At 69.7% G+C, this 23,040-nt stretch carries 15 protein-coding genes, 1 tRNA gene and 2 pseudogenes; 12 read left to right on the top strand and 6 right to left on the bottom strand.

What is annotated here, in order from left to right:
• Positions 1 to 475, top strand: a pseudogene (locus FREUN1FDRAFT_RS03835) (IS701 family transposase); the annotation flags it as partial.
• A 257-nt stretch (positions 476 to 732) separates the two neighbouring features.
• Here the strand turns inward: FREUN1FDRAFT_RS03835 and FREUN1FDRAFT_RS03830 are convergent.
• The 6 genes from FREUN1FDRAFT_RS03830 to rpmH all read right to left on the bottom strand — a co-directional run bounded on the left by FREUN1FDRAFT_RS03830 (position 733) and on the right by rpmH (position 6,328).
• A complete protein-coding gene (locus tag FREUN1FDRAFT_RS03830; RefSeq protein ID WP_232295027.1) occupies positions 733 to 2,583 on the bottom strand; it encodes a glycosyltransferase family 39 protein in 1,851 nt (616 codons plus the stop codon).
• A 407-nt stretch (positions 2,584 to 2,990) separates the two neighbouring features.
• Positions 2,991 to 3,590 (bottom strand): R3H domain-containing nucleic acid-binding protein, encoded by a 600-nt coding sequence (locus tag FREUN1FDRAFT_RS03825; RefSeq protein ID WP_006538622.1) that lies wholly within the window; start codon positions 3,588 to 3,590, stop codon positions 2,991 to 2,993.
• A 228-nt stretch (positions 3,591 to 3,818) separates the two neighbouring features.
• Entirely contained in the window at positions 3,819 to 5,249 is a 1,431-nt protein-coding gene (gene yidC / locus FREUN1FDRAFT_RS03820) for a membrane protein insertase YidC (protein WP_006538621.1), read from the bottom strand.
• A gap of 12 nt (positions 5,250 to 5,261) precedes the next feature.
• Positions 5,262 to 5,795, bottom strand: a complete 534-nt coding sequence (yidD, locus tag FREUN1FDRAFT_RS03815) for a membrane protein insertion efficiency factor YidD (RefSeq protein WP_006538620.1) — start codon at positions 5,793 to 5,795, stop codon at positions 5,262 to 5,264.
• Entirely contained in the window at positions 5,792 to 6,157 is a 366-nt protein-coding gene (rnpA, locus tag FREUN1FDRAFT_RS40965; RefSeq protein ID WP_083828519.1) for a ribonuclease P protein component, read from the bottom strand. Before rnpA ends, yidD begins: the two co-directional genes overlap by 4 nt.
• Positions 6,158 to 6,190: 33 nt before the next feature.
• Positions 6,191 to 6,328 (bottom strand): 50S ribosomal protein L34, encoded by a 138-nt coding sequence (rpmH, locus tag FREUN1FDRAFT_RS03810; protein ID WP_006538619.1) that lies wholly within the window; start codon positions 6,326 to 6,328, stop codon positions 6,191 to 6,193.
• An 865-nt stretch (positions 6,329 to 7,193) separates the two neighbouring features.
• Between rpmH and dnaA the strand changes: the two genes are divergently transcribed.
• The 11 genes and pseudogenes from dnaA to FREUN1FDRAFT_RS03755 all read left to right on the top strand — a co-directional run bounded on the left by dnaA (position 7,194) and on the right by FREUN1FDRAFT_RS03755 (position 23,010).
• Positions 7,194 to 8,741 carry a chromosomal replication initiator protein DnaA gene (gene dnaA / locus FREUN1FDRAFT_RS03805; protein WP_006538618.1) on the top strand — a complete coding sequence of 516 codons (1,548 nt, stop codon included), beginning with the start codon at positions 7,194 to 7,196 and terminating at the stop codon, positions 8,739 to 8,741.
• A 1,895-nt stretch (positions 8,742 to 10,636) separates the two neighbouring features.
• The gene (gene dnaN / locus FREUN1FDRAFT_RS03800) at positions 10,637 to 11,797 is read left to right on the top strand and encodes a DNA polymerase III subunit beta (RefSeq protein ID WP_006538617.1); all 1,161 of its coding nucleotides are present in this window, start codon (positions 10,637 to 10,639) and stop codon (positions 11,795 to 11,797) included.
• A 1-nt stretch (position 11,798) separates the two neighbouring features.
• Entirely contained in the window at positions 11,799 to 13,100 is a 1,302-nt protein-coding gene (gene recF / locus FREUN1FDRAFT_RS03795) for a DNA replication/repair protein RecF (RefSeq protein ID WP_006538616.1), read from the top strand.
• A 184-nt stretch (positions 13,101 to 13,284) separates the two neighbouring features.
• Positions 13,285 to 13,854 carry a DciA family protein gene (locus FREUN1FDRAFT_RS03790; protein ID WP_035949624.1) on the top strand — a complete coding sequence of 190 codons (570 nt, stop codon included), beginning with the start codon at positions 13,285 to 13,287 and terminating at the stop codon, positions 13,852 to 13,854.
• Positions 13,855 to 14,177: 323 nt separating this feature from the next.
• Entirely contained in the window at positions 14,178 to 16,256 is a 2,079-nt protein-coding gene (gyrB, locus tag FREUN1FDRAFT_RS03785; RefSeq protein ID WP_006538614.1) for a DNA topoisomerase (ATP-hydrolyzing) subunit B, read from the top strand.
• Positions 16,257 to 16,485: 229 nt separating this feature from the next.
• A pseudogene (gyrA, locus tag FREUN1FDRAFT_RS03780) lies at positions 16,486 to 18,998 on the top strand (DNA gyrase subunit A).
• 106 nt (positions 18,999 to 19,104) lie between these two features.
• The gene (locus FREUN1FDRAFT_RS40595; RefSeq protein WP_157474274.1) at positions 19,105 to 20,451 is read left to right on the top strand and encodes a hypothetical protein; all 1,347 of its coding nucleotides are present in this window, start codon (positions 19,105 to 19,107) and stop codon (positions 20,449 to 20,451) included.
• Positions 20,448 to 20,759 (top strand): DUF3566 domain-containing protein, encoded by a 312-nt coding sequence (locus FREUN1FDRAFT_RS03770; protein ID WP_006538611.1) that lies wholly within the window; start codon positions 20,448 to 20,450, stop codon positions 20,757 to 20,759. Before FREUN1FDRAFT_RS40595 ends, FREUN1FDRAFT_RS03770 begins: the two co-directional genes overlap by 4 nt.
• 73 nt (positions 20,760 to 20,832) lie before the next feature.
• Positions 20,833 to 20,906, top strand: a tRNA-Ile gene (locus tag FREUN1FDRAFT_RS03765).
• A 664-nt stretch (positions 20,907 to 21,570) separates the two neighbouring features.
• On the top strand, positions 21,571 to 22,059 hold the full coding sequence (locus FREUN1FDRAFT_RS03760) for an NUDIX hydrolase (protein ID WP_232295025.1): 489 nt from the start codon (positions 21,571 to 21,573) through the stop codon (positions 22,057 to 22,059).
• 333 nt (positions 22,060 to 22,392) lie between these two features.
• A complete protein-coding gene (locus FREUN1FDRAFT_RS03755; protein WP_006538609.1) occupies positions 22,393 to 23,010 on the top strand; it encodes a class I SAM-dependent methyltransferase in 618 nt (205 codons plus the stop codon).
• Positions 23,011 to 23,040: the final 30 nt, after the last annotated feature.

The raw sequence follows: 23,040 nt of genomic DNA, 5'->3' as shown, positions 1-23,040 counted from the left end.
CGACCAGGACCTACCCGGCCAGCACCATCTCCTGATCCGCCGGAACATCACCACCGGCGAGTACGCGTTCTACCGGACCCACCACCCGACCCCGGTCCCGCTGGCCACCTATGTCCGCGTCGCCGGGATCCGCTGGAACGTGGAGGACGACTTCCAGTCCTCCAAGGAACTCGCCGCCCTCGACGAGCACCAGGTCCGCCGCTGGACCAGCTGGCACCGCTGGACCCTGCTCGCGATGCTCGCCCACGCCTTCCTCGCCGTCACCACCGCCCGGGCCCATGACACCGAACCCGCCGACGGGCTGATCCCGCTCACCGTCAACGAGGTCCGCCACCTCATCATCCAGCTCGCGATGCCCCGACCCGCCCCGGCCGCCGGCTTCGTGCTGGCCTGGTCCCGGTGGCGACGCCGCCACCAGGCACGCGCACAAATCAGCCACTACCACCGCCAGGCCGAAGCCCTACAACTCAACTGATCACAAAAGTCGGGCTGGAGTACTAGAGAGACCGGAACTGACCTCCCTCCCGGGAACGGCGGACGGACTCCGGCCGGCAGGGGAGTGGCATCCAGGCGAAGCCGGGCGCCCGGGATGACGGGTAATGGTCGGGCATGAAGGCACGGACCCAGCATCCCCGGTGAACCGGCGCACGCGCGTCAGGTGCTGCTCCGGATAGCCGTTGTGTCGGGAATCAGGCCGGGGACGACCGTCCTACGGGAAATGTTTCCCGTGAATCATTTCGCGCTCTGCGCAGTTCGGGCCACGCACCGCTCGTAGACAGTCACCGAGCCGGTGAGCCGGAAGGACCCCTGTTCGCCTGGGCACCAGCCGTCCTGCCGCAGCGCCGCCAGGTCGGCGGCCATCGCCTTCTCCTCGATGTCGAAAACGAAGACGACGAGCCGGTTCGATCGCTCGAGGTGAGCAACCGCGGCGACATCAGCCCCGTTGTCCGCGCCGGCGGAATCGGAGTCGGTGGTGGAGCCGGTGACGGCCGTGTCCGCCAAAGTGGCAGCCGCCTTGTCCACCGCGGTGACGGAGTCAGCTGCCGCGGCCGAGTCGGCCGCAGTCGCCGAGTCAGCCGCGGTGGAAGTCGCGAGCTCGGCGCGACGCAGGAGGCCTGGGACGACGAACACGGTGTCGGCTCGCGCGACACGCGGTGCCTCCGCCCCGGCAGCGGTCCCAGCCGGCACCGGGGGGAGCGCCTCCGGCCGACGCGGCAGGTCATCGCTGACCTCCATGGCGTAGATCCAGCCCGGACGGGCAAGGCGCCCACCGACAACGACGACATCGCCTGGACGGACCAGACGCCGGGTGGCCACCGTCGCATCGACCATCAGATCCAGTCCGCGCAGGCGGTCCCGCCGCTCCCACAGGAGCCGGTCCCCGGACAGGCCGCCCGCCAGCGCCACACCCGCGACGATCAGCAGCACCATCGCTCCGGACATCGCCCCCAGCGCCGAAAGCAGTCGGTCACGCGGCGCGGCATCACCCCGGTCGCGGACCACCCATCGGACCACCCGTCGGACGACGCGATCCACGCCGACAACCACGACAAGCAGGAGCAGCGGCACGACGAACTGGTTCGTCCTCGTCGGCCCGAACGGCCAGAAGCGCACCGCGCTCGCGCCGAGCATGAGCACCTCGGCTCCGACGAGCGCGGCCAGGACCCGCCGCCCGTCCGCCCGGCGGGCCAGCGCGGCGATGCCGACCGCACCGAACACCCCGGTCAGCGGAGCAAGCAGCCACGGCAGATAGTGCGGCAGGTGCAGGTACCCCGGCACGAGGCTCGGATCGAACTGGTCGATTCCCGGCGGTGAGCCGGCGAGGATCCTCCAGAGCTGATCGCCGACGAAACACACGGCCTCCCACGGATCCCGTCCGGCGAGGAACTGCGTGTCCCAGTAGTCCCCCGCGCGCTGGGCGGACTGGTGGCCGAGGAAGACCAGGGTGTGCACCGTCACCAGCACGACCGCCGGCAACGTCTCACGCAGGCGCCGGCCCAGTTGGCTTCGACGCAACTGGCCTCGGCGCAGCAGGCTTCGGCCGCCGCCGCCCAGGACGTCCACCGCCGCGAGCGGCAGGATCACGAACACCGCCGGAACGGAGCACAGAGCGACCACCCCGGCGGCCATCCTGCGGACACCACGGCCACGGGTGTCGTCGCCCCGCACCGGCCCCAGCCACAGCAGCACCACCGCGACGGTCGCGACGGTCTCGACTGTGTACGGCTTGAGCTGGGTCGCGAGGTCGAGAAAGGTGGCGTTCAGGCACAGCCAGCAGACCGCGAAGGCAGCCGCCACCGACCCGGCGAACCGGCGGACGAGAACCGCGACCGCCACGCCCAGCACAGCAAGCGCGAGAAGGCCGGGCAGTCGCAGCGCCCAGGTGTGCCAGCCGAACACCTCCCCGGACAGCCGGACGAGTCCGAACCACCCGAGCGCGGACGGGGTGTTGGCAACCGCCAGCTCGGACCACACCGAACTCAGGGGCTCACTGACGAAATGACCACGCCAGATCTCGTCGTACCAGAACGGTCGGCGCAAGTAGGAGGCGAGCAGCACCACGGGCCCCGTCAGCAGGAGCACCACCCACCCGATCAGCCAGGCTCGCGAGAACCGCGAGAACCGCGAGAACCGCGGGCGCTGAGAGGGGGCCTCGGCCGCGGTGTCAGCGGCGGGAGGTGCCGCGACCGTTGCGGACGACGGCGACGCCGTGGGAGGAGCCGTTGCGGCAGCGAGAGGACTGGCCGGCGCCGACGGCTTCACCGCCTTGGGCGGTATGGCCGGTGCCTGTGCCCGTGGCGGAACCACCCGTGCGCCTCCCGATCGCCTCGCTGCGCAGCCGGGATCGGGAATCCGCTGACCTGCCGGCGTGTGCCGCAGGTTCCGCCGTTCCACGCCCGCGCGCGGATTCAGGTCCGCGCGGGGGCGTCACGTCACGTAGGGATCACGCGGCCGAGCCCGGGAAAGCCCAGCCGACGCTACACGCGAGGTCAGTCGGGCAGAACCACGACCCGACGGCTGGGCTCCTCGCCCTCGGACTCGCTGTGCACACCGTCGATCGTGGCGATCACGTCGTGCACGACCTTGCGTTCGAACGGGGTCATCGCGGCCAGCTTCCGGGGCTCGCCGGTATCGAGGACCTTGTGTGCCGCCGAGGTCGCGACCTTGCGCAGCTCCACCCGCCGACGAGCGCGATGCCCGCCCACGTCGAGCATGAGCCGGCTGCGGACACCGGTCTTCTGCAGCACCGCGAGCCGGGTCAGCTCCTGGAGAGCCTCCAGGGTCTCGCCGCCGGTACCGATCAGCTTGTCCAGGCCGTCCCCGACGACGGCGACGACCGCACGCCCGCCTTCGACGTCGAGGTCGAGGTCGCCGTCCATGTCGACGATGTCGAGCAGACCCTCGATGTAGTCCGCGGCGATCTCGCCTTCCTGCTCCAGGTCGGCGATGCGGCGCTCACCGCCGCCCGCGGACCCCGACCCGCCGGTCTCCGCGGCCGAGTCGGTCACGGCCTCGTCGGCCCCGGCCGCAGGGCTGTCCTCGTTGGCCTCGGGTTCTTCCACGGCGAGGTCAGGTGCCGAACCGGTCATCAGCGTTACTCCAGGGGAAAGTGGGCGGCGATGCCGACAGTACGGCACGTCCGACCGCCGCGGGGTCAACGCGACGTTGGCGGGGCGCTGCCGCTTCGGACGTTCCGTGTCGTCCCGGCCTGACTGCCCGGACGATGCTCAGGGGTGGGCGCAGGGCCGGCATCCGGCCAGGTCGCCCAGCGGCGGCCGCGACCGGATACGCACGCACTAGCGGCGACCGCCGGCCCATCAGCGACGCCCGCCCGGCCGCTTGCCCTTTCCGCGACGCTTGGCGGGGCGAGATCCGCCGGGAGCCCGCCGCGCGCCGGCGGGGACGGGGGCTTGGGACGACCGGGAAGCGGCATCCGAGTCGGCGACACCGTTACGAGAGGTTCCCGCCGACGCCGACGCCGAACCAGACTTGCTTTCACCCGCGCCGTCGACGATGCCGTTCTTCGCGCCCGACGTCTCGCCGGCTGCGGCCGCGGTCGGTGGCGAGATCGCTCCACCGGTGCCCGCCGCCCCGCCCTTCGTCAGGCGCCCCTTGCCACTGCCTCCACCGGCACCGGACGAATCAGCCTTCGTCTGGGCGCCCTTGGCGGCAGCGGGCTTCGCCGAGCCGTTGCCGGCCGCGGCACCGGACCTGGAGCGGGTTCCGGGGGGAGCCTTCGACGGGCGGCTGCCCGGCCGAGGCGCGTCGGTGCCAGCATCCGAGCCGCTTGCCGCCGTGCCCGCCGTGGACTGCGCCGCCCGGGCCCCGAGGCTCTTCGACTTCGCTCCCGCGCGGGCGCCGGGAGCCGGCCGGGCACCAGGCGCCGGGCGGGAAACCGTCGCGCCGTCCGTGGTGGCCGTACGTGCCCCGGGAACCCGGCCGCCGGCGGCGAGCGGCTGGATCGGCGGCATCTTCCTGATGACGAAGAACTGCTGGCCGAGGCTCCACAGGTTGGTGGTCAGCCAGTACAGCAGGACGGCGATCGGGAACCGGAATCCGAAGATCGCCAGCATGAGCGGCGAACCGTACAGCAGGATCTTCTGGACCATCGCCTGCTGCGGGTCGACCGCGGTGCCGGCACGGTTCATGATCTGGCGCTGGGTCAGGAAGGTCGTCACGCCCATCGTGACGATCAGCACGACCGCCAGGATCTTCGTGTGCATCCCGTTGGCGCCGAGGAAGTCCAGGAAGTCCGGTGACGACGTGAACTTGCTCGACAGCGAGATGCCCCACAGCTTCGCCGTGGCGATCTGCTCGACCTGATCGGCGGACAGCCCGACCCGGGGACGCCAGACGAGAGAGCCGCCCGGGCCCTCGTTCATCGGCGCCAGGTGCGTGAAGACGTGGAACAGCGAGATGAACAGCGGGATCTGCAGAAGGATCGGCAGACAGCCGAGCAGTGGATTGCCGTGCTCCTTCTGGAGCTTCATGATCTCCAGCTGCATCTGCTGCTTGTCGTGCCCGTACTTCTCCTTGATCTCCTTGATGCGCGGCTGCATCATCTGCATCGTCCGCTGGGACTTCACCTGCTTGACGAACAGCGGGAAGATCAGAATGCGGACGCAGATGACGAGCAGGATGACCGACAGCGCCCAGGCGAAGAAGCTGTCCCTGCCGAAGATCGGCCCGAAGCCCTTGTGGAAGAAGACGATCGCGTTTGCCGCGAGATGGTAAAGCGGATCCAACACCTGTCTGTCTCCTCACACCCGCGTTCCGCGACGGGAACCGACGATCTCGGAACGCGTCCCCCCGAGCGGGGACGCGGTGCGATGCCCGGGCCCGGCAGCGGCCCGGGCGACATCCGCCCGGTCGATGCCCGTTGCCCGGTCGATGCCCGTCGGGCTCGGGGCCGCAGGACCCCTGCCAGGGCTGCCAGCGCCACCGGACCCAACACCTGGCACCGGGTCGTAGCCGCCAGCCGACAGCGGCTGGCAACGCAACAGCCGACGGAGAGCCCAAAAACCACCGACGACGCCACCGTGCCGCCGCAGAGCGGTCAGGGCATAGGCGCTACAGGACGGTTCAAACCGGCAGCAGCCCGCGTTCCGCGCCGACCAGCCGGCGCGGTACAGCCGGACCAGCGCCGTGAGAGCCCACGCGAGAGGCCCACGGACCGCCTCGTCGGAGGTCCGGGCCAGGGTGGGAAATCTCCTGGCGGTGATCGGCGCGGCGAGCACGAGGTCGACGAGTGCCATCAGGACCACCAGGATCCCCGCGTACCGGGCCACGCTCATCCGAAGCGCGCCGATCGTGGGGACCGGCCGGAACGAACCGCGCCGAAGGCCGAGTCGAGCGATCGGCCCAGATCTGCCGACGTCGCGGTCGCCGCTTCAGGCAACGCTCGAACCAGAACCGCGGTTCCCGGCGGCAGCAGAGGCAGCCGGGACCGGGTCTGTTCACGAAGACGCCGACGGACACGGTTACGAACCACCGCGTTACCGACACGCCGCCCTACGACGAAGCCCGCCCGGGGTGGACTGTCCACATCGGTGTGCATGCTGTGGACAACGATTGACCCGGCCCGAATACGCCGGCCGGACCGCCCGAGGTTGGCGTGGTCCGTCTTCGTACGTACTCGCGAGCCCCGGGGGAGCATGGCTGGACGGCGGCAGGCGCGTCGGTTCCGCCGTCAGGCGGAGAGCTCGTTGCGGCCCTTACGGCGGCGACCGGACAGGATGGCGCGGCCGGCGCGGGTCCGCATCCGGAGCCGGAACCCGTGGGTGCGGGCCCGCCGGCGGTTGTTCGGCTGGAAGGTGCGCTTGCTCACGTGAGGACTCCGGAGACACAGACGGCGGGACACCGGCGTGGATTGCCGGTCATGACTGACGCCTCGGCTACGGGGCATGGACCTGGGTCGCCGACCGGCCGGACCCCCTGTGCGGAGGGTGCCTTTCGCCAAAACCCAACATCCGGTAAGCCAGGCCCCATGGCACCGAGGTACGTGATGTCACCGAGGTACGTGGGAGCCGACCGTCGCCGTGGTTCTCCCTAGCCTACACACGATGCCACCATCGCCGGGTCCGTCCTGACCGTAGGCCACGGTCCCGTCGCCGCCGGGCAGTCGCGGGGGGATCGCAGGGAGGCCCGAATCCCGCGCCAAGGACCGGGCTGTTAACGTTTGGTGCTCTGTCCGTGCCGCCGTCACCTCCGTCCGCGAACCGCCTGCCCTCCACGAAGCGCGCGGAGGCTGTAGGTGGCAGCACCATCACCACCCGCTCGTCGGCGCAACGCACTCCGTGGCTTCCCGGCTGTCGTCCAGTTTGTGGCCCTGCCGGCGATGCCAAGCCCGATGCGGTGTCATGTCCATGCACAGGTTGTGGACGACGATGTGGAGAACTCTTCTCGGAGGATGCTGTGTGCCGCCGGCAGTGGACGTCGCATCGTCGCCAGGGGCGACGCCGGCCCGGGCACGGCCGGCCCTGGGAGCGAACCGACCGCGCCGCTGCCGGGATCCACGCCCGTCGATCACCTCGGCGGGGTCGTCCTGCCGACACTTCCGACGATTACCCACACAGGACGGCTACCAGAGACACCACGGGTCACACTGCCAGTCAGCGTCAGCCAGCGACTTCGGCTACCTACGGTCGTGTCGTCCCTCCGAACAGCCACGAAGAACCACGAGGAGCCCCGCAGTGACCGACCTCAGCGCCGATTCCGTCGCAGGTCTGCCGTCCCGGGGAGCCACACCGCCATCAGATCCCGACCTGTCGGCGGTATGGGAGCAGGCTGTGGCGGGCGTTGCGGACGGTGCGCTGTCCGCACAGCAGCGCGCGTGGCTGAGGTTGACCCGCCCGCTCGGCCTGGTGCAGGACACGGCCCTGCTCGCCGCACCGAACGAGTTCACCAAGGACCTGCTCGACTCGCGGCTGCGGCCGTTCCTGTCCACAGCCTTGTCCAGAGCCTATGGACGCGAGATCCGGGTCGCGGTCACCGTGGAGCACACACCGGACCCCGAGCCGATGACCGGACCACTCATCCGGCCCGCCACCACCGCGGACCTGACCCAGCACCTGATGGGCGGGGGATCCGGCACCGCCCTGAACGAGGGTGCCGAGAGCGTCGACGGTGTCCGGGTCGACGGGCCCCCGCCCGGCAGGGTTTCGCCGGGTCTTGGCCGTGATCCGTCCCCGAGGCCGTCCGAACCCGCCAGGCTCAATCCGCGCTATCTGTTCGAGACCTTCGTCATCGGTGACAGCAACCGGTTTCCCCACGCCGCCGCGGTCGCGGTCGCGGAGGCTCCCGCGAAGGCCTACAACCCGCTGTTCATCTACGGTGACTCCGGACTCGGCAAGACTCACCTGCTGCATGCGATCGGTCACTACACGGTCAAGCTCTACCCGGAGAGCAGGATCAAATATGTGAGCATGGAGGAGTTCACCAACGACTTCATCGCCTCGATCCGCGACGACCGGCAGCTCGCCTTCCAGCGTCGTTACCGGGATATCGACGTTCTCCTCGTCGACGACATCCAGTTCCTGGAGAACAAGGAGCGGACGCAGGAGGAGTTCTTCCACACCTTCAACGTCCTGCACGACACCGAGAAGCAGATCGTCATCAGCTCCGACCGCTCGCCCAAGCAGCTGGCGGCGCTGGAGGACAGGCTGCGCAGCCGGTTCGAGTGGGGGCTGATCACCGACGTCACCCCGCCCGACCTGGAGACCCGCATCGCGATTCTCTCCAAGAAGGCGGCGACCGAGCGGCTGCCGGTACCGCCGGACGTCCTCGAGTACATCGCGACCCACATCGAGCGGAACATCCGCGAGCTCGAGGGCGCGCTCATCCGGGTCGCGGCCTTCGCCAGTCTGAACAAGTCTCACGTCGACCGCACGCTGGCCGAGATCGTCCTGCGCGACCTCATCCCCGACGCGGCGAACCCCGAGATCACCGCGGCAGCGATCATGAACGCCACCGCCGCGTACTTCGGGATCTCGATGGATGACCTCTGCGGTACTTCACGCAGCCGGGTGCTGGTCACGGCCCGGCAGATCGCGATGTACCTGTGCCGGGAGCTGACCGACCTGTCACTGCCCAAGATCGGCCAGCACTTCGGCGGCCGCGACCACACCACTGTCATGCACGCGGACCGAAAGATTCGCGGTCTGATGGCCGAACGACGCGCCATCTACAACCAGGTCACCGAGCTGACCAACCGGATCCGCGCGCAGGCTCGGCACGCCTGATGCGCTGTCCACCGGCCGCGGTGGAACCGTGTCCGCTCCTGCCCCCGTCGGCAGGATCCTGAAGATTTCGGTCGTTCCAGAGCCTGCCGACGAAGGTCGCGCCGACCAAGATCGGTGATCGGGCGGCAGCACTATGTCGCCTGCTCGAAGATCTGAGGATTTTGGTCGTCCTGGCAGCCACGATCTTCAGATCTTGCTCGGCGCCACCGCCGGCTCGCGGCTCGACAGCAACCGTGGCCCGAGGCTCGGGCTACGCCAAAGGCTCTTCAACCACCGAAATCCTGAATTTCTCACCCTCCGACCTCCCACGTTCAAACCGAGGGGGTGGGTCGGTCGGCGGGTGCCTCGCCGCCCAGGCGAACTATTCAATGCGCCTGCTCTTCGGACAAATCACCATCGCAAGTCCTAGGTCACCCTGGATTGATTTTCGGAAACGGCCCACTGGACCCACGAGGTCGGTTCCTTGAAATGTGACGACCCCGGTCGTCGCGGGCTGAACCACCATGACGGCCGACACGCACGTTCCTTTGCACATGTCCTTGCCAACATGTCTTTCCGCACGGCATCCCTTTCGCCCGTCCCTCCGCCCAGGCCCGCCCCGGCATGCAGCCGGCTCAGGCCATGTGCGAACGTCCCGGCCGGGTCGACCAGTCGGCCGATGTCCGGGTTGCTACCGGCTATCGAGCGCTGCGCGCCCTGGGCACACGCTGCGACCGAGGCGTCCGGGACAGCCGGCCAGCCGGGCGCTCAGATGCTGCGGCTCGGGATGCGGACGTGGGCGCGCCATGGCCCCGCCGCGTCGCCATCCGCTCGGGTGCCGTCGCCGCTTGCTCGTGTGTCGTCGTGTGTCGTCGTCCGTGCCTGAGGCATCCACTGGTTACCCAAGTGGAAACAACTCGCCAATGAAATGTTAATTCGCTATACCGGGTGAATCCGATCAGAGGCACCTGAACGGGTCCCTCTCCTGCGATGTCGGGTTCGGCCCTGCAGACGCTGTGGTCTTCCCAGGCCGACTCCGCATCGATCGGGTCGAGGGACCACTGTGGCCTTTACCCACACCTTGTGGAGAAGGCTGTGGATAAGTAGCAATTCCCACCTCTGTGCACAGGCCGGGAGCGGCGGTCGGGATGTCCATGGGCGCCAGAAGCCTGGGGACAGTGGCCTCCTAACCTGTGGGTAGCCAGTGGATGAACATGTGTACAGACTGTGTGTAGCTGAGGGACGGCTGTGGAGTCGATCGGGCCCTGGGGATAAGTACCTTGATCATCCACACCTCCACCCCCAGGATGCGCACAGGGGCTCAGGGGCCCTGAGCTGGGAAAACAGCGGTTTTCCACAGTTTCCACAGCCCCTACTACTACGACGAACCAAATTTCTTCAAGGAGAGATCAGAAGCTCGAAGCAGTAGGGCCTGGGGATGAACGCCCAGAAGCGATCTTGATGTGGTCCCCGACTTCAGGGCACGCACGCGCGCGCTCGATGCGGACCTGGTCGTCACGGAAAGTGCCCGGGGCGAACGAGGTAGCGTGTCGGTGCCGAACCGCAAGTCGGATCTGCCCTGGCCCTCGACCGCCGAAACCAGCCACCAGCGCCACCGGGCTGCTCTCGCCGATCGAGTGCGCAGGCGGTGACGCGTGATGACGGGATCCGTCCTGACCGGCACCCGTCCTCGGTGCTCGGCCAGGTGTGCCACCCTCGGAACACAGACCGCTCGTCATCCGCAGGTCCGGCTCTGGGATGCTGGATGGGCTCAGGCCCGACACCGTGGTCGTTCGGCACCCGTCTCCGGGTGCGGCGCGATCCGGGCGGCCGGCGCTGGGTGGCTCAACCGGTGATGTCAGGTTCCGCGGCTCGCCGTGGCTACGGCAGGCGTGGAACGACGGGAGGACGTGTCCATGAAGTTCCGCGTGGAACGGGACGAATTCACCGATGCGGTGGCCTGGACGGCGCGAACCCTGCCGAGCCGGGCAACCACCCAGCTGCAGGTGCTCGCCGGCCTGTTGCTCGACGCGACTGGTCCGGCGCTGAAGGTGGCCGCCTTCGACTACGAGGTCGCCGCACAGGGCGAGGTCGACGCCACCGTCACCGAAGAGGGCCGTGGCCTGGTCAACGGCAAGATGCTGGCGGACATCACCCGCTCGCTGCCGGCCGCTCCGGTCGACGTCAGCGTCGATGGGACGAGGCTCGTCGTCGCCTGCGGCAACGCACGGTTCGCGCTGCCGATGCTGCCCGTCGACGATTACCCGACCCTGCCGCCGATGCCGGAGATCACCGGCCACATCGAGGGCGCCGCGTTCGGGAGCGCGGTCGCGCAGGTCGCGGTCGCCGCCGGGCGTGACGACACGCTGCCGGTCCTCACCGGCGTCCGGCTCGAGATCGATGGGGACACGCTCACCCTCGCCGCGACCGACCGGTACCGCCTCGCCGTCCGCACGCTCAAGTGGCGGCCCGCGACGCCGGATGCCTCAGGCGTCGCACTCGTGCCGGCTCGCACCCTGCTCGACACCGCGAAGTCGCTGTCCGGTACCGGCGTCGAGGTGGCGATCGCGCTGGGAACCGGTCCGTCGGGGGAGACCCTGGCCGGCTTCGCGGGCAACACCCGCCAGACCACCACCCGGCTGCTCGAGGGCACCTTCCCGCCCTACCGCAAGCTGCTGCCCGACAGCTCACCGCTGATCGCCCAGCTGGAGATCGCGCCGCTGACCGAGGCCGTGAAGCGGGTGGCCCTCGTGGCGCCCCGCACCGCTCCGGTGCAGCTCACGTTCACGCCCGATCACCTCGTCCTCGAGGCGGGCACGGGCGGCGAGGCCCAGGCGTCCGAGACGCTGCCGGTGACCTACGACGGGCCTGAGCTCACGGTCGCGTTCAACCCGACATACCTGCTGGACGCGCTCGGCGCGCTGGAGTCCGACATCGTCCGGATCGGTTTCGCCAGCGACGAGGACCCCGCGCTGGCCGCGAACAAGCCCGCGATCCTCACGGGCAAGGGCGGCGACGACCAGACTGAGATCCCCGACTATCGCTACCTGCTGATGCCAATTCGCCTCAACGGGTGACGTGCATCTCACTCACCTGTCCCTGACCGACTTCCGGTCCTACCCACGGCTCGATCTGGTTCTGGAGCCGGGAGTCACGACGTTCGTCGGTTCGAACGGGCAGGGAAAGACGAATCTGATCGAAGCGATCGGATTCGTCGCCACGCTGGGTAGTCACCGGGTGGCGACGGATGCTCCGCTTGTGCGAGAGGGAACCACGCAGGCGGTCGTCCGGTCACGCATCGTGCGTGGTGACCGGGCGGCGTTGGTGGAGATCCAGATCGTGCCGGGGAAGGCGAACCGGGTGCGGTTGAACCGGGCCCCGGTACCGCGGGCTCTCGACGTCGCCGGGCTGCTGGCCACGGTTCTCTTCGCGCCGGAGGACCTCGCCCTGGTGAAGGGCGATCCGGCCGAACGGCGTCGGTTCCTCGACGAGCTGCTTGTCGCCCGCTCGCCGCGCATGGCCGCCGTCCAGGCGGACTACGAACGGGTGCTGAAGCAGCGGTCCGCGCTGCTGCGAACCGCCGGTGCGGCGCGTCGATCCGGCGGCCGGGGCGATCTGAGGACGCTCGACGTCTGGGACGGTCATCTCGCCGACCACGGCGCGGAGCTGCTCGCGGCCCGCCTCGCGCTGGTCGAGGAGCTCAGGCCACGGGTGCGCAGCGCCTACGCGGCGGTCGCCGGCGAGGACTCGCCCACCGACGTCGACTATCGCTCGACGGTCCCCTACCGGGCGGTACCCGACCGGACGGCAGCTACCGGCCACACCGACTCGGGCACCGAGCTCGCTCCAGGTGCTCCCGACGTCTCGTCCGCGCCGACGGATCAGGCGGCCGGGCAGGCTCCGAGCGCCGGGCAGGCCGAAGGCGCCGAAGGCTTGGACGCGGCGCGGCCCGGCGGCCGGCCCAGCCGTTCGGATCTGCGGGCCGAGCTGGCCGAAGCCATCCTGACCGGGCTGGCCGCGGTCCGCTCCCAGGAGATCGAACGCGGGGTCACCCTGGTCGGGCCGCATCGCGACGACCTCCTGCTGTCGGTGAAGGGGCGGCCGGCCCGGGGCTACGCGAGCCATGGCGAGTCCTGGTCGCTGGCCCTGGCGTTGCGGCTGGCCTCCTATGACCTGCTCCGAGCCGACGACCGGGAGCCTGTGCTGCTGCTGGACGACGTGTTCGCCGAGCTGGACGTCCGACGACGGGCCCGGCTCGCCGCCCTCGTCGCGCCGGCCGAGCAGGTTCTGGTGACCGCGGCGGTTGAGGCGGACGTCCCCGCCGAGCTGGCCGGGGTGCGGTTCGAGGTGAGCTCCGGGGAGGTACGTCGTGTCGGCTGACCAGTTCGGTGCGGCAGGGCCGTCATCACGGCGGTCGTCATCACGGCGGTCGTCATCGCCGTCGGCGTCACCTGCAGAGCCGTCCGCCGGTCCGGCGACGGCTTCGGGTCCGGCCGCGGCTTCGGGCGCGGACCCGTCCACCGCGTCGGCTTCGGTGGCGCGGGGCGCCGACCTCGCTCGCGAGATGCTGGCCCGGGCGAAGCGGGACGCCCGGGCGCGTGGCCAGGGCCGCCCGGGTACGTCATCGGGTCGAGGCGTCGGTGCCGGTGACGGTGACGGTGCCGAGACCGGTGCGGGTTCCGGCGGGCACGACACCGGTCGGCGGGGGCGGGAAAGCCCTGGTGATCCGCCGCCGCGCCCGCGGCTGCCGGGTATCGCAGCACCTGGTCGCGACTGGCGGACGCCGATGGTGGTCGGTTCGTCGATCGCCCGCCTTGTCGCGGAACGTGGCTGGCAGAGCCGGGCCACAGACGCGTCGGTGCTGGCCAGGTGGGATGTCCTCGTCGGCCCGGACATCGCCGCGCACTGCTCGCCGGTCTCGCTGCGTGACGGCGAGCTGGAACTGGTCGCCGAGTCGACGGCCTGGGCCACCCAGCTGCGGATGCTGTCCAGGCAGATTCTCGGGATCCTTCGCAAGGAGCTGGGACCGCACGTCGTCCGCCGGATCACGGTGCGGGGCCCGGCCGCGCCCTCCTGGAATCATGGCGGTATGTCCACGAGCGGTGGGCGTGGCCCGCGGGATACGTACGGATGACACCTCATACCCCGGCTGGTTTCTCTCTGTAATCCCGCGCTGCCTCTGTATCCCGCGTACCCCCGGACGTCCCGCCGAACCGGGCCTCGCGGACGCGGTGAGGAGACCTCCGGTCGGCGAACGGATCACGGGTGACCGTCGCGGTGACCTCGGTGGCCGGTCGCAGATGGACGCAAGGCCTCAGGGTGCGTGGAGCTGGTAGGGGGCCACAGCCGACCTGAGTTCGGGGCCCAGCGCACAGCTGAGACGGCACCTTGCGTCCGTTACGACGGGTTGCCGGGTAGACTGAGGAATACTTCCGTCAGAGCGAGGGGACCTACCGCGTGGCCTACGACGCTAGTTCGATCAAGGTTCTCGAGGGTCTCGACGCAGTACGCAAGCGCCCGGGCATGTACATCGGTTCCACCGGGGAGCGGGGCCTGCACCACCTTGTCTACGAGGTTGTGGACAACGCGGTGGACGAGGCCCTCGCCGGCTACTGCGACACGATCACCGTGACCCTGCTGGCCGACGGCGGCGTACGTGTCACCGACAACGGCCGAGGTATTCCGGTCGGCGAGCACCCCGTCAAGAAGATTCCCACCGTGGAACTCTTGCTGACCACCCTGCACGCCGGAGGAAAGTTCGACGGCCAGGCGTACGCGGTCTCCGGCGGCCTGCACGGTGTCGGTGTCAGCGTCGTGAACGCCCTCTCCACCCGGCTCGACGTGGCCGTCGAGACCGACGGCCACTCCTGGTTCCAGCCCTATGTGGCATCCCGCCCCGCGGCGCCGCTGGCGAAGACCGGAACCTCGAAGAAGACCGGCACGACGATCTCGTTCTGGGCCGACCCGACGATCTTCGAGACCACCACGTACAAGTACGAGACGCTTTACCGGCGCCTGCAGGAGATGGCCTTCCTGAACAAGGGCCTGTCCATCACCCTCCGTGATGAGCGGAGTGCGGCCGCCAAGAACCCGGCGCTGGCCGCGAAGGCCGCAGAGGCGGCCGAGGCGGCGGCCGCGGCGGGTGAGGCCGAGGCACCCGCTGCCGAAACCGCCGCCGTGGAGGCGAGCAGCGCCCCGGCCGCGGCGGCGGAGGAGGTGACCGAGCCGGTCGAGGTCACCTTCAAGTACGACAACGGCCTGGTCGACTTCGTCGGTCACCTCAACGCGACCAAGGACGCCGTCCACCGCAGCGTGATCTCGCTGGAGTCCAAGGGCACGGGCATCGAGGCCGAGCTCGCGATGCAGTGGAACTCCGGCTACAACGAGTCGGTCTACACCTTCGCGAACACGATCAACACCCACGAGGGCGGAACCCACGAAGAGGGGTTCCGGGCGGCGCTCACCAGCGCGGTCAACGCCTACGCGAAGGATCAGAACCTCCTGAAGCCGGTCAAGGCCGGCTCCAAGAACACCGACGAGCGGCTCTCCGGCGACGACATCCGGGAGGGCCTCACCGCGATCATCTCGGTGAAGCTCGCGCAGCCCCAGTTCGAGGGCCAGACGAAGACGAAGCTCGGCAACACCGAGGCCAAGAAGTTCGTCCAGGAGATGTGCTACGCGGCGCTCAAGGACTGGTTCGAGGTCAACCGGACCGAGGCCCGCGCCATCGTCAGCAAGGCGCTGGACGCGCAGCGGGCTCGCATCGCCGCGCGGCAGGCCCGCGATCTGACTCGCCGCAAGGGCCTGCTCGGCGGGACCGGCCTGCCCGGCAAGCTTTCGGACTGCCAGTACACCGATCCGGAGCGGTGCGAGCTCTACATCGTCGAGGGTGACTCGGCCGGTGGCTCGGCCAAGGGTGGGCGGGACTCGAAGTTCCAGGCCATCCTGCCGCTGCGCGGCAAGATCCTGAACGTCGAGAAGGCCCGTATCGACCGGGTTCTGAAGAACACCGAGGTCCAGGCGCTCATCCAGGCGCTGGGCACCGGCATCCACGACGACTTCGACATCGCCAAGCTGCGCTACCACAAGATCGTGCTGATGGCGGACGCCGACGTCGACGGCCAGCACATCCGCACCCTGCTGCTCACCCTGCTGTTCCGGTTCATGCGCCCGCTGGTCGAAGCCGGGCACGTCTTCCTGGCGCAGCCCCCGCTCTACAAGATCAAGTGGGGTCGTGAGGACTGGGAGTACGCCTACTCCGACCGCGAGCGTGACGGCCTGCTGGAGCGGGGTACCGAGGCCGGGCGCAAGCTGCCCAAGGACGCGATCCAACGCTTCAAGGGTCTTGGCGAGATGAACGCCACCGAGCTCTGGGACACCACCATGGACCCGGACCGGCGGATCCTGCTCCAGGTGACCCTGGACGACGCCGCCGTCGCCGACGAGCTGTTCTCCGTCCTCATGGGCGAGGACGTCGACGCGCGCCGCAGCTTCATCCAGCGCAACGCGAAGGACGTGCGCTTCCTGGACATCTAGGCCAGTTCGCCGGTGGGGTCCGGGCGCTGACCGGGCCCGCCGACCCCGCCCGGCGGCCTGGTGGCACCGATCCGGCACCGAGCTGGAACCGAGCTGAAACCGATCTGATCCCGGCGGATCCGCGAGTGAGCGGCCCGCGGACGCCAGGGGACGGACCGGGCCACCCCCCGCGGCCCGGCGCCCGGCCCGCACCCGCCGACTCATCGCTCCCACTGCCTGGAAGGACCCCGTGGTCGACGTCCTACCCCCGCCCCCGGCGACCGCATCGAACCCATCGGCATCGAAGTCGAGATGCAGCGGTCGTACCTCGACTACGCCATGTCCGTCATCGTCGGCCGTGCCCTGCCGGAGGTGCGTGACGGGCTGAAGCCCGTCCACCGCAGGGTTCTGTACGCCATGTACGACGGCGGTTACCGGCCGGACCGGGGGTACTTCAAGTGCTCCCGCGTCGTCGGTGACGTCATGGGTAACTACCACCCGCACGGTGACTCGGCGATCTACGACACGCTCGTCCGGCTGGCCCAGTCCTGGTCGCTGCGTTACCCGCTGGTCGACGGCAACGGCAACTTCGGTTCGCCGGGCAACGACCCGCCGGCCGCCATGCGGTATACCGAGGCCCGGATGGCCCCGCTGGCCATGGAGATGCTGCGCGACATCGACCAGGAGACGGTCGACTTCGCACCGAACTACGACGGCCGTTCGTCCGAGCCGCTGGTCCTGCCGAGCCGGTTCCCGAACCTGCTCGTCAACGGCGCCGGCGGCATCGCGGTGGGCATGGCGACGAACATTCCGCCGCACAACCTGGTGGAGGTCGCCAAGGGCGTGCAGTGGGCGCTCGACCACCCGGACGCCACCGACGCGGAGCTGCTCGAGGCCCTGATCGGCATCGTCAAGGGCCCGGACTTCCCGACCTACGGCCTGATCGTCGGCCGCAACGGCATCGAGGACGCCTACCGCACCGGTCGCGGCAGCATCCGGATGCGCGCGGTCGTCAACGTCGAGGAGAACAAGGGCCGTACCCAGCTCGTCGTCACCGAGCTGCCGTACCAGGTCAACCCGGACAACCTCGCGGAGAAGATCGCCGAGCTGGTCCGTGACAACAAGATCACCGGTATCTCGGACGTCCGCGACGAGACGTCCGCGCGTATCGGGCAGCGGCTCGTCATCGACCTCAAGCGTGACGCCGTCGCCAAGGTCGTGCTGAACAACCTCTACAAGCACACCCAGCTGCAGGACACCTTCGGTGTCAACATGCTGGCGATCGTCGACGGCGTGCCCCGCACCCTGCGGCTCGACCAGATCATCTCGTACTACGTCGAGCACCAGATCGAGGTCATCGTCCGGCGGACGCGCTACCAGCTGCGCAAGGCGCGTGAGCGGCTGCACGTCCTCGACGGTCTGCTCATCGCGCTCGACCACCTGGACGAGGTCATCGCCCTCATCCGCAACGCCGAGTCGGCGGACGTCGCCCGCGGCCAGCTCATGGAGCGTTTCTCCCTCTCGGAGATCCAGGCCACCGCGATCCTCGACATGCAGCTGCGCCGACTGGCCGCCCTGGAGCGGCAGCGGATCATCGACGAGGCCGCCGAGCTGCGGGCGAAGGTCTCCGAGCTCGAGGCCATACTGGCCTCGCCGGCCCGGCAGCGCGAGATCATCGGTCAGGAGCTGGCGGAGGTCGTCGAGAAGTACGGCGACGAGCGGCGCACCCGCCTCGTCCCGTTCGAGGGCGACATGTCCGTCGAGGACCTCATCGCCCGCGAGGACGTCGTCGTCACCGTCACCCGTGGCGGCTATGCCAAGCGCACCAAGACCGACCTCTACCGCTCGCAGAAGCGCGGCGGCAAGGGCGTGCAGGGCGCGGCGCTGCGCGAGGACGACATCGTCGAGCACTTCTTCGTCACCACCACCCACCACTGGCTGCTGTTCTTCACGAACAAGGGGCGGGTCTACCGGGCGAAGGCGCACGAGCTGCCCGAGCAGGCCCGCAGCGCCAAGGGGCAGCACGTCGCGAACATCCTCGCGTTCAGCCAGGACGAGCGGATCGCCGAGGTGATGGCGATCCAGGACTACGAGGCGGCCCCCTACCTGGTGCTCGCGACCAAGCGGGGCCTGTGCAAGAAGACGGCGCTGACCGACTTCGACTCCAACCGCGCCGGCGGCCTGGTCGCCATCAACCTGCGCGACGACGACGAGCTGATCTCGGCCCGCCTCGTCGCCCCGGGCGACGACCTTCTGCTGGTCAGCCGCAACGCCCAGTCGATCCGGTTCCACGCCGACGACGAGCAGCTCCGCCCGATGGGGCGGGCTACGTCCGGTGTGATCGGCATGCGGTTCGACGACTCGGACGAACTGCTCTCCATGGATGTCGTCGTGCCGGACACCACCGCGGACCTGCTGGTCGCCACCAGTGGCGGCTACGCGAAGCGGACACCGCTGGCGGAATACCCCGTCCAGGGGCGGGGCGGCAAGGGGGTTCTGACCGCCAAGATCGTATCAACTCGGGGTGGTCTGGTCGGAGCGCTCGTCGTCGCACCGGACGACCAGCTCTACGCCATCACCTCCAACGGCGGTGTGTTGCGTACCGTAGCGAAGGATGTCCGTCGGGCACAGCGGCAGACCATGGGCGTACGGCTCATCGACCTGGAGGCCGGTGTGCAGGTCGTCGGTGTGGCGCGCAATGCTGATGCCAACGACAGTGACGGCAGCGGCGAGAATGCGGGGTCGGACGGGCCGGCCACCTGAGTTCGGCGATCCGGCGGCCTGACGGCCACGTCGCGCGTCGTCGGCGCCAGCCAGGACGGCCGACGGGCGAGTCCCACGTGCGACCAGGAGTGGACGGGGAGTATCCGTGAGCGACAGTCAAAGTGACCGGCCAGCCCGGTCGGCCGTCCACCGCGCATCCCCGGGCCGCCAGGAGTCACCGGTGGGCGCCGGCCGGTTGGACGATCCCGACCTGACCCGGCGGCCCGGGGACGCCGCGAGCGCTGCCGCCGCCGACGGCGGCAGCGACGCGCCGAGGCGCTCCTCCCTGCCGGGGACAGGCCGGGGCGAGAGCCGGGCCGACGACGGCCGCCCCGCGGGTGGTGGACCCTCGGCATCAGCCGCGGGCTCGGCGGGCTCGGGCTCGGGAGGCGCGTCCAGTCCCTTCTTCCAGCGGAACGGGCGCGACTCCAGCTCCTCGAACGACCGGGGCAAGGCGCCGGGGGCTGCCAGGAGCGAGGCGCGTTCCGGCGCCGCCGCGGCGGGAGAGCCCACCAAGGAGGGCGGCTCGTCCGCCGGTTCCGGTTCCGGCTCCGGTACTTCGGGATCCGCGTCGGGTTCCGGTACCTCGCCAGCGAGGAAGCCCGGCGGCACCGACCGTGCCACCCCGGCTCCCCGCGGCAGCGACGCCGACCGCGGCGCCGGGGCGCGGACCACCACCGCCAAGACCACGATCAAGAGCACATCCAAGACCACAGCCACGGCCACCACCCGGGACGGCGACCCAGCTGACCCGGCCGGCGGCGACCCTCGCAAGCCCTCCATGGCCAAGACCCGCACCGGCACCGACACCCGTACCCCCGCCGCGGCGGCCGGGCCGAACACCGCCCGAACAGACGGGTCCAGATCCGACACCACCAGAAAGCATGATGCGCAGAGCACCGTCGCGACCCCGGCGGCCCGACCCACATCGGCACTGGACGGGCCGCGGGACACCGACACGATCTCCCTGGTGCGACCCAACCTGCCCAGGCGCGGAACCGGCAGCACGACCGACCGCGGCGGCGACAGCATGAAGAAGACCGACCGCGCCGCCGTCACCGAGCGGATGCCCGCGGAACGCCGACCCACCCCCGAGCCCGTACGGGCCGGTTCAGGGGCCGGCCGGCCCACCCCCGCCGACCGCACCGCGCCCTACGACCGCCCTGGCACGCCGCCAGGCGTACAACCGCCCCCCGGCCGCCTCGGCCCGGGCGCGCTGTCCACCGAGCCGCTGGCCCCCCCTGACGGCCCGATGCCGTCCCGCCCGGGGCCGCTCGGCCCTCCCGGCCCCCAGGCCGGCCCCCGAGGTCCCCAGAGCCCTCAGCAGGGCGGCCGCGACCATGGCGGCTACGAGCCACTACGGAGCGACCGGGCGGAAGCAGCCGAACGGCGCCCCCCGCCAGCGGCCGGCGCGCACGACTACGCCTGTCCCGGGTCGAACCGCTGTCGGTGACCAAGCTCTCGTTCGCGTTCTCGCTGTGCGTCTTCCTGATCATGATGGTCGCCGTCGCGGTGCTGTGGTTCGTGCTCAACTCGATCGGCGTCTTCGACAGCGTCACCGACGCCGCCGACACGCTCACCAACGGCACCAACACCGACGTGTCCAACTGGCTGTCCTTCGGCCGCGCCATGCAGATCAGCCTGCTCGTAGGCGCCATCAACGTGGTGCTGATGACAGCGCTCGCGACCCTCGGCGCCCTCCTCTACAACCTCTGCGCCGAGATGATCGGCGGCCTCGAAGTGACCTTGAGCGACCAGTAGAAGATCTCCCAGAATTCGGATGGCGGCAGCCGTCACGCAGCTGTCGCCATCCTGTACTCTCATCAACAGCCAAGGACCTATAGCTCAGTCGGTTAGAGCGCTTCCCTGATAAGGAAGAGGCCGGTGGTTCAAGTCCACCTAGGTCCACGCGATCGGCTTTGCGTGTTCGCCCCCCTGTGGGGGCTCCCGGGCTCCCGCGGGATGTTGGTCGGGGGCCGAGCCCCCCGGGACCCCCCACGAGGACCCCCCCGAAGAACAGTGGGTCTGGGGATTTGGGGGGTTCTGTTGCCGGGGTTGCCTGGTTGATGGGGTTTGCTTGGTCGCATCCTCCCGGGTCCTGCGGTGTGGCTTTGGGCGATGGAGCCTTTGCTGCCTGGCACGATCTGAGGATTTTGGTCGTTGGGAACCTGTCGCGGACCGGCGCCGATCAAGATCGTTGGTTGGTGGGCGGGGAGGTTCGCACTCCACGAACGTGGCCGGACCTCCGAGCGCCCGGTGGCCCGGTGGCCCGGTTTGGTGGGTCGCAAGAGTGGACGATTTTGGTCGCTCCGACGACCAAAATCCTTCTTTCTTGCGGGTTGCCAGGCGACTCTGTGCCCTTTTTGCCCCTCTTGGGTGAGTTGGCGATGCGGCGGGGCGGTGCGGGATCGCCGAAGGGGGCGCCGTGCGGGCGAGATTCGGCTGATGCGGGGGCTGAGCACCTCGGGCGTCCGCTGGGGCCGCCCACGGCGGCGGGGTGGTCGGGTGGTTGTGGGGTTTGGTGGTCTGTGGGGGCTTGGCGGCAACAGAATCGGCCTGGGCGGACGAATCGGTGCTGGGAGGGCTTGTGCGGCTTGCTGGGGGTGGTGGGGGCGCCCGGAAGTACCAGCGGATCGCCGCCTACGTGGTCTGCGTCCAGGATGAACGGTTGCTGCTGGTTCGGACGGGTCCGAGTGTGGCTGCGGACGCGGCGCGGTGGACCCTGCCAGGGGGTGGGCTGGAGCACGGTGAGACCCCGGAAGCGGGCGCCGTTCGGGAGGTCGAGGAGGAGACCGGCCTCGACGTCGAGATCACCGGTTTGCTGGGCGTCGATTCCATCCGCGAGTTCTGGGCCGACAGGAACACCGACTTCCACGGGCTGCGGATCCTGTACTCGGGCCACGTCGTCGGCGGTGAGCTGCGGTCCGAGGTGGGCGGCACCACCGATTTGGCCGCCTGGATCCCGCTGGCGGACGTCGCCGGCCTGTACCGGCTCAGCCTTGTGGATATCGCCCTCGGGTTAATCCGTACGGGTACCGCCGGTGGGATGCGGGAGGCTTAGCGCGGTCTGGGCCTTGTGGTCCTGTGGTTGTCCACGGGTCTGTGCACAGGGCTGTGGATAAAGCTGTGGATGATCCTGTGGATAGGTCGGTATGTGGGTGCCAATCGTGGTGAGTGGTGCCTGGAAGCCGACACGAACGCCACGGGTGGATGGGTGCGAGCCGCGAACCGGTGGGCGAAGTGTCGGCCCGCATCCCATGCATGCGCTTTGCCAGTTCTGGTAAGACGAGCAGGCGGCATCGGCTACGGGGCGGGGAGCCGAGCGGGTCATCCCGCTGGTCGCGGACCCCGGATCCCCACCCGGATCCCCCACCTGGGACGAGGAGACGACGACGTGGACGTGGCGTTGCGGCAGGCGGCCGAGGCTGCCAAGGGCTTCATGCCACCCGAAGAAGGACAGGCGCTGCATGCGGCCGCCGCCGAGCTTCCCGGCGGTGGGCTCATCTGCGAGATCGGCACCTACTGCGGCAAGTCCACCCTCTACCTCGCCGCGGCGGCCCGGCTCGTCGGCGCCGTGGTCGTCACCGTCGACCACCACCGTGGCTCGGAGGAGAACCAGGCGGGCTGGGAGTACCACGACACCACGCTCGTCGACGAGCGGAGCGGGCGGATGGACACGCTGCCGACCCTGCGCTCCACGCTGGAGGCCGCCGGCGTCGAGGACGTCGTCACACCCGTCATCGGGCGCTCGGAGATGGTCGGCCGCTGGTGGTCGACGCCGATCGACCTGCTTTTCCTGGACGGCGGGCACACCGAGAAGCAGGCCCAGGCTGACTACGAGGCCTGGGCCCGCCATGTGCGTCCCGGCGGCCGGCTGGTCATCCACGACGTGTTCCCCGACCCGGCGGACGGCGGCCAGGCGCCGTACCACGTGCTGCTTCGCGCCGTCCGGGACGGATTCACCGAGATGTCGCGGACGGGATCCCTGCGGGTTCTCCGCCGGCTGTTCTGAGCCGCGTCAGCAGGCCCCTGTCAGCAGGCC

The sequence above is a fragment of the Parafrankia sp. EUN1f genome, assembly GCF_000177675.1.
In the GTDB taxonomy this organism is placed as follows: Bacteria; Actinomycetota; Actinomycetes; order Frankiales; family Frankiaceae; genus Parafrankia.
This window is presented reverse-complemented; position numbering and strand designations above follow the sequence as displayed.

What these genes read in the sequence shown, in the direction of transcription:
- FREUN1FDRAFT_RS03825 (WP_006538622.1), bottom strand. Translation starts at nt 3,590, where the DNA reads ATGACCGGTTCGGCACCTGACCTCGCCGTGGAAGAACCCGAGGCCAAC.
- yidD (WP_006538620.1), bottom strand. Translation starts at nt 5,795, where the DNA reads ATGAGCGTGGCCCGGTACGCGGGGATCCTGGTGGTCCTGATGGCACTC.
- rnpA (WP_083828519.1), bottom strand. Translation starts at nt 6,157, where the DNA reads ATGCTCCCCCGGGGCTCGCGAGTACGTACGAAGACGGACCACGCCAAC.
- dnaN (WP_006538617.1), top strand. Translation starts at nt 10,637, where the DNA reads ATGAAGTTCCGCGTGGAACGGGACGAATTCACCGATGCGGTGGCCTGG.
- FREUN1FDRAFT_RS03790 (WP_035949624.1), top strand. Translation starts at nt 13,285, where the DNA reads ATGCTGGCCCGGGCGAAGCGGGACGCCCGGGCGCGTGGCCAGGGCCGC.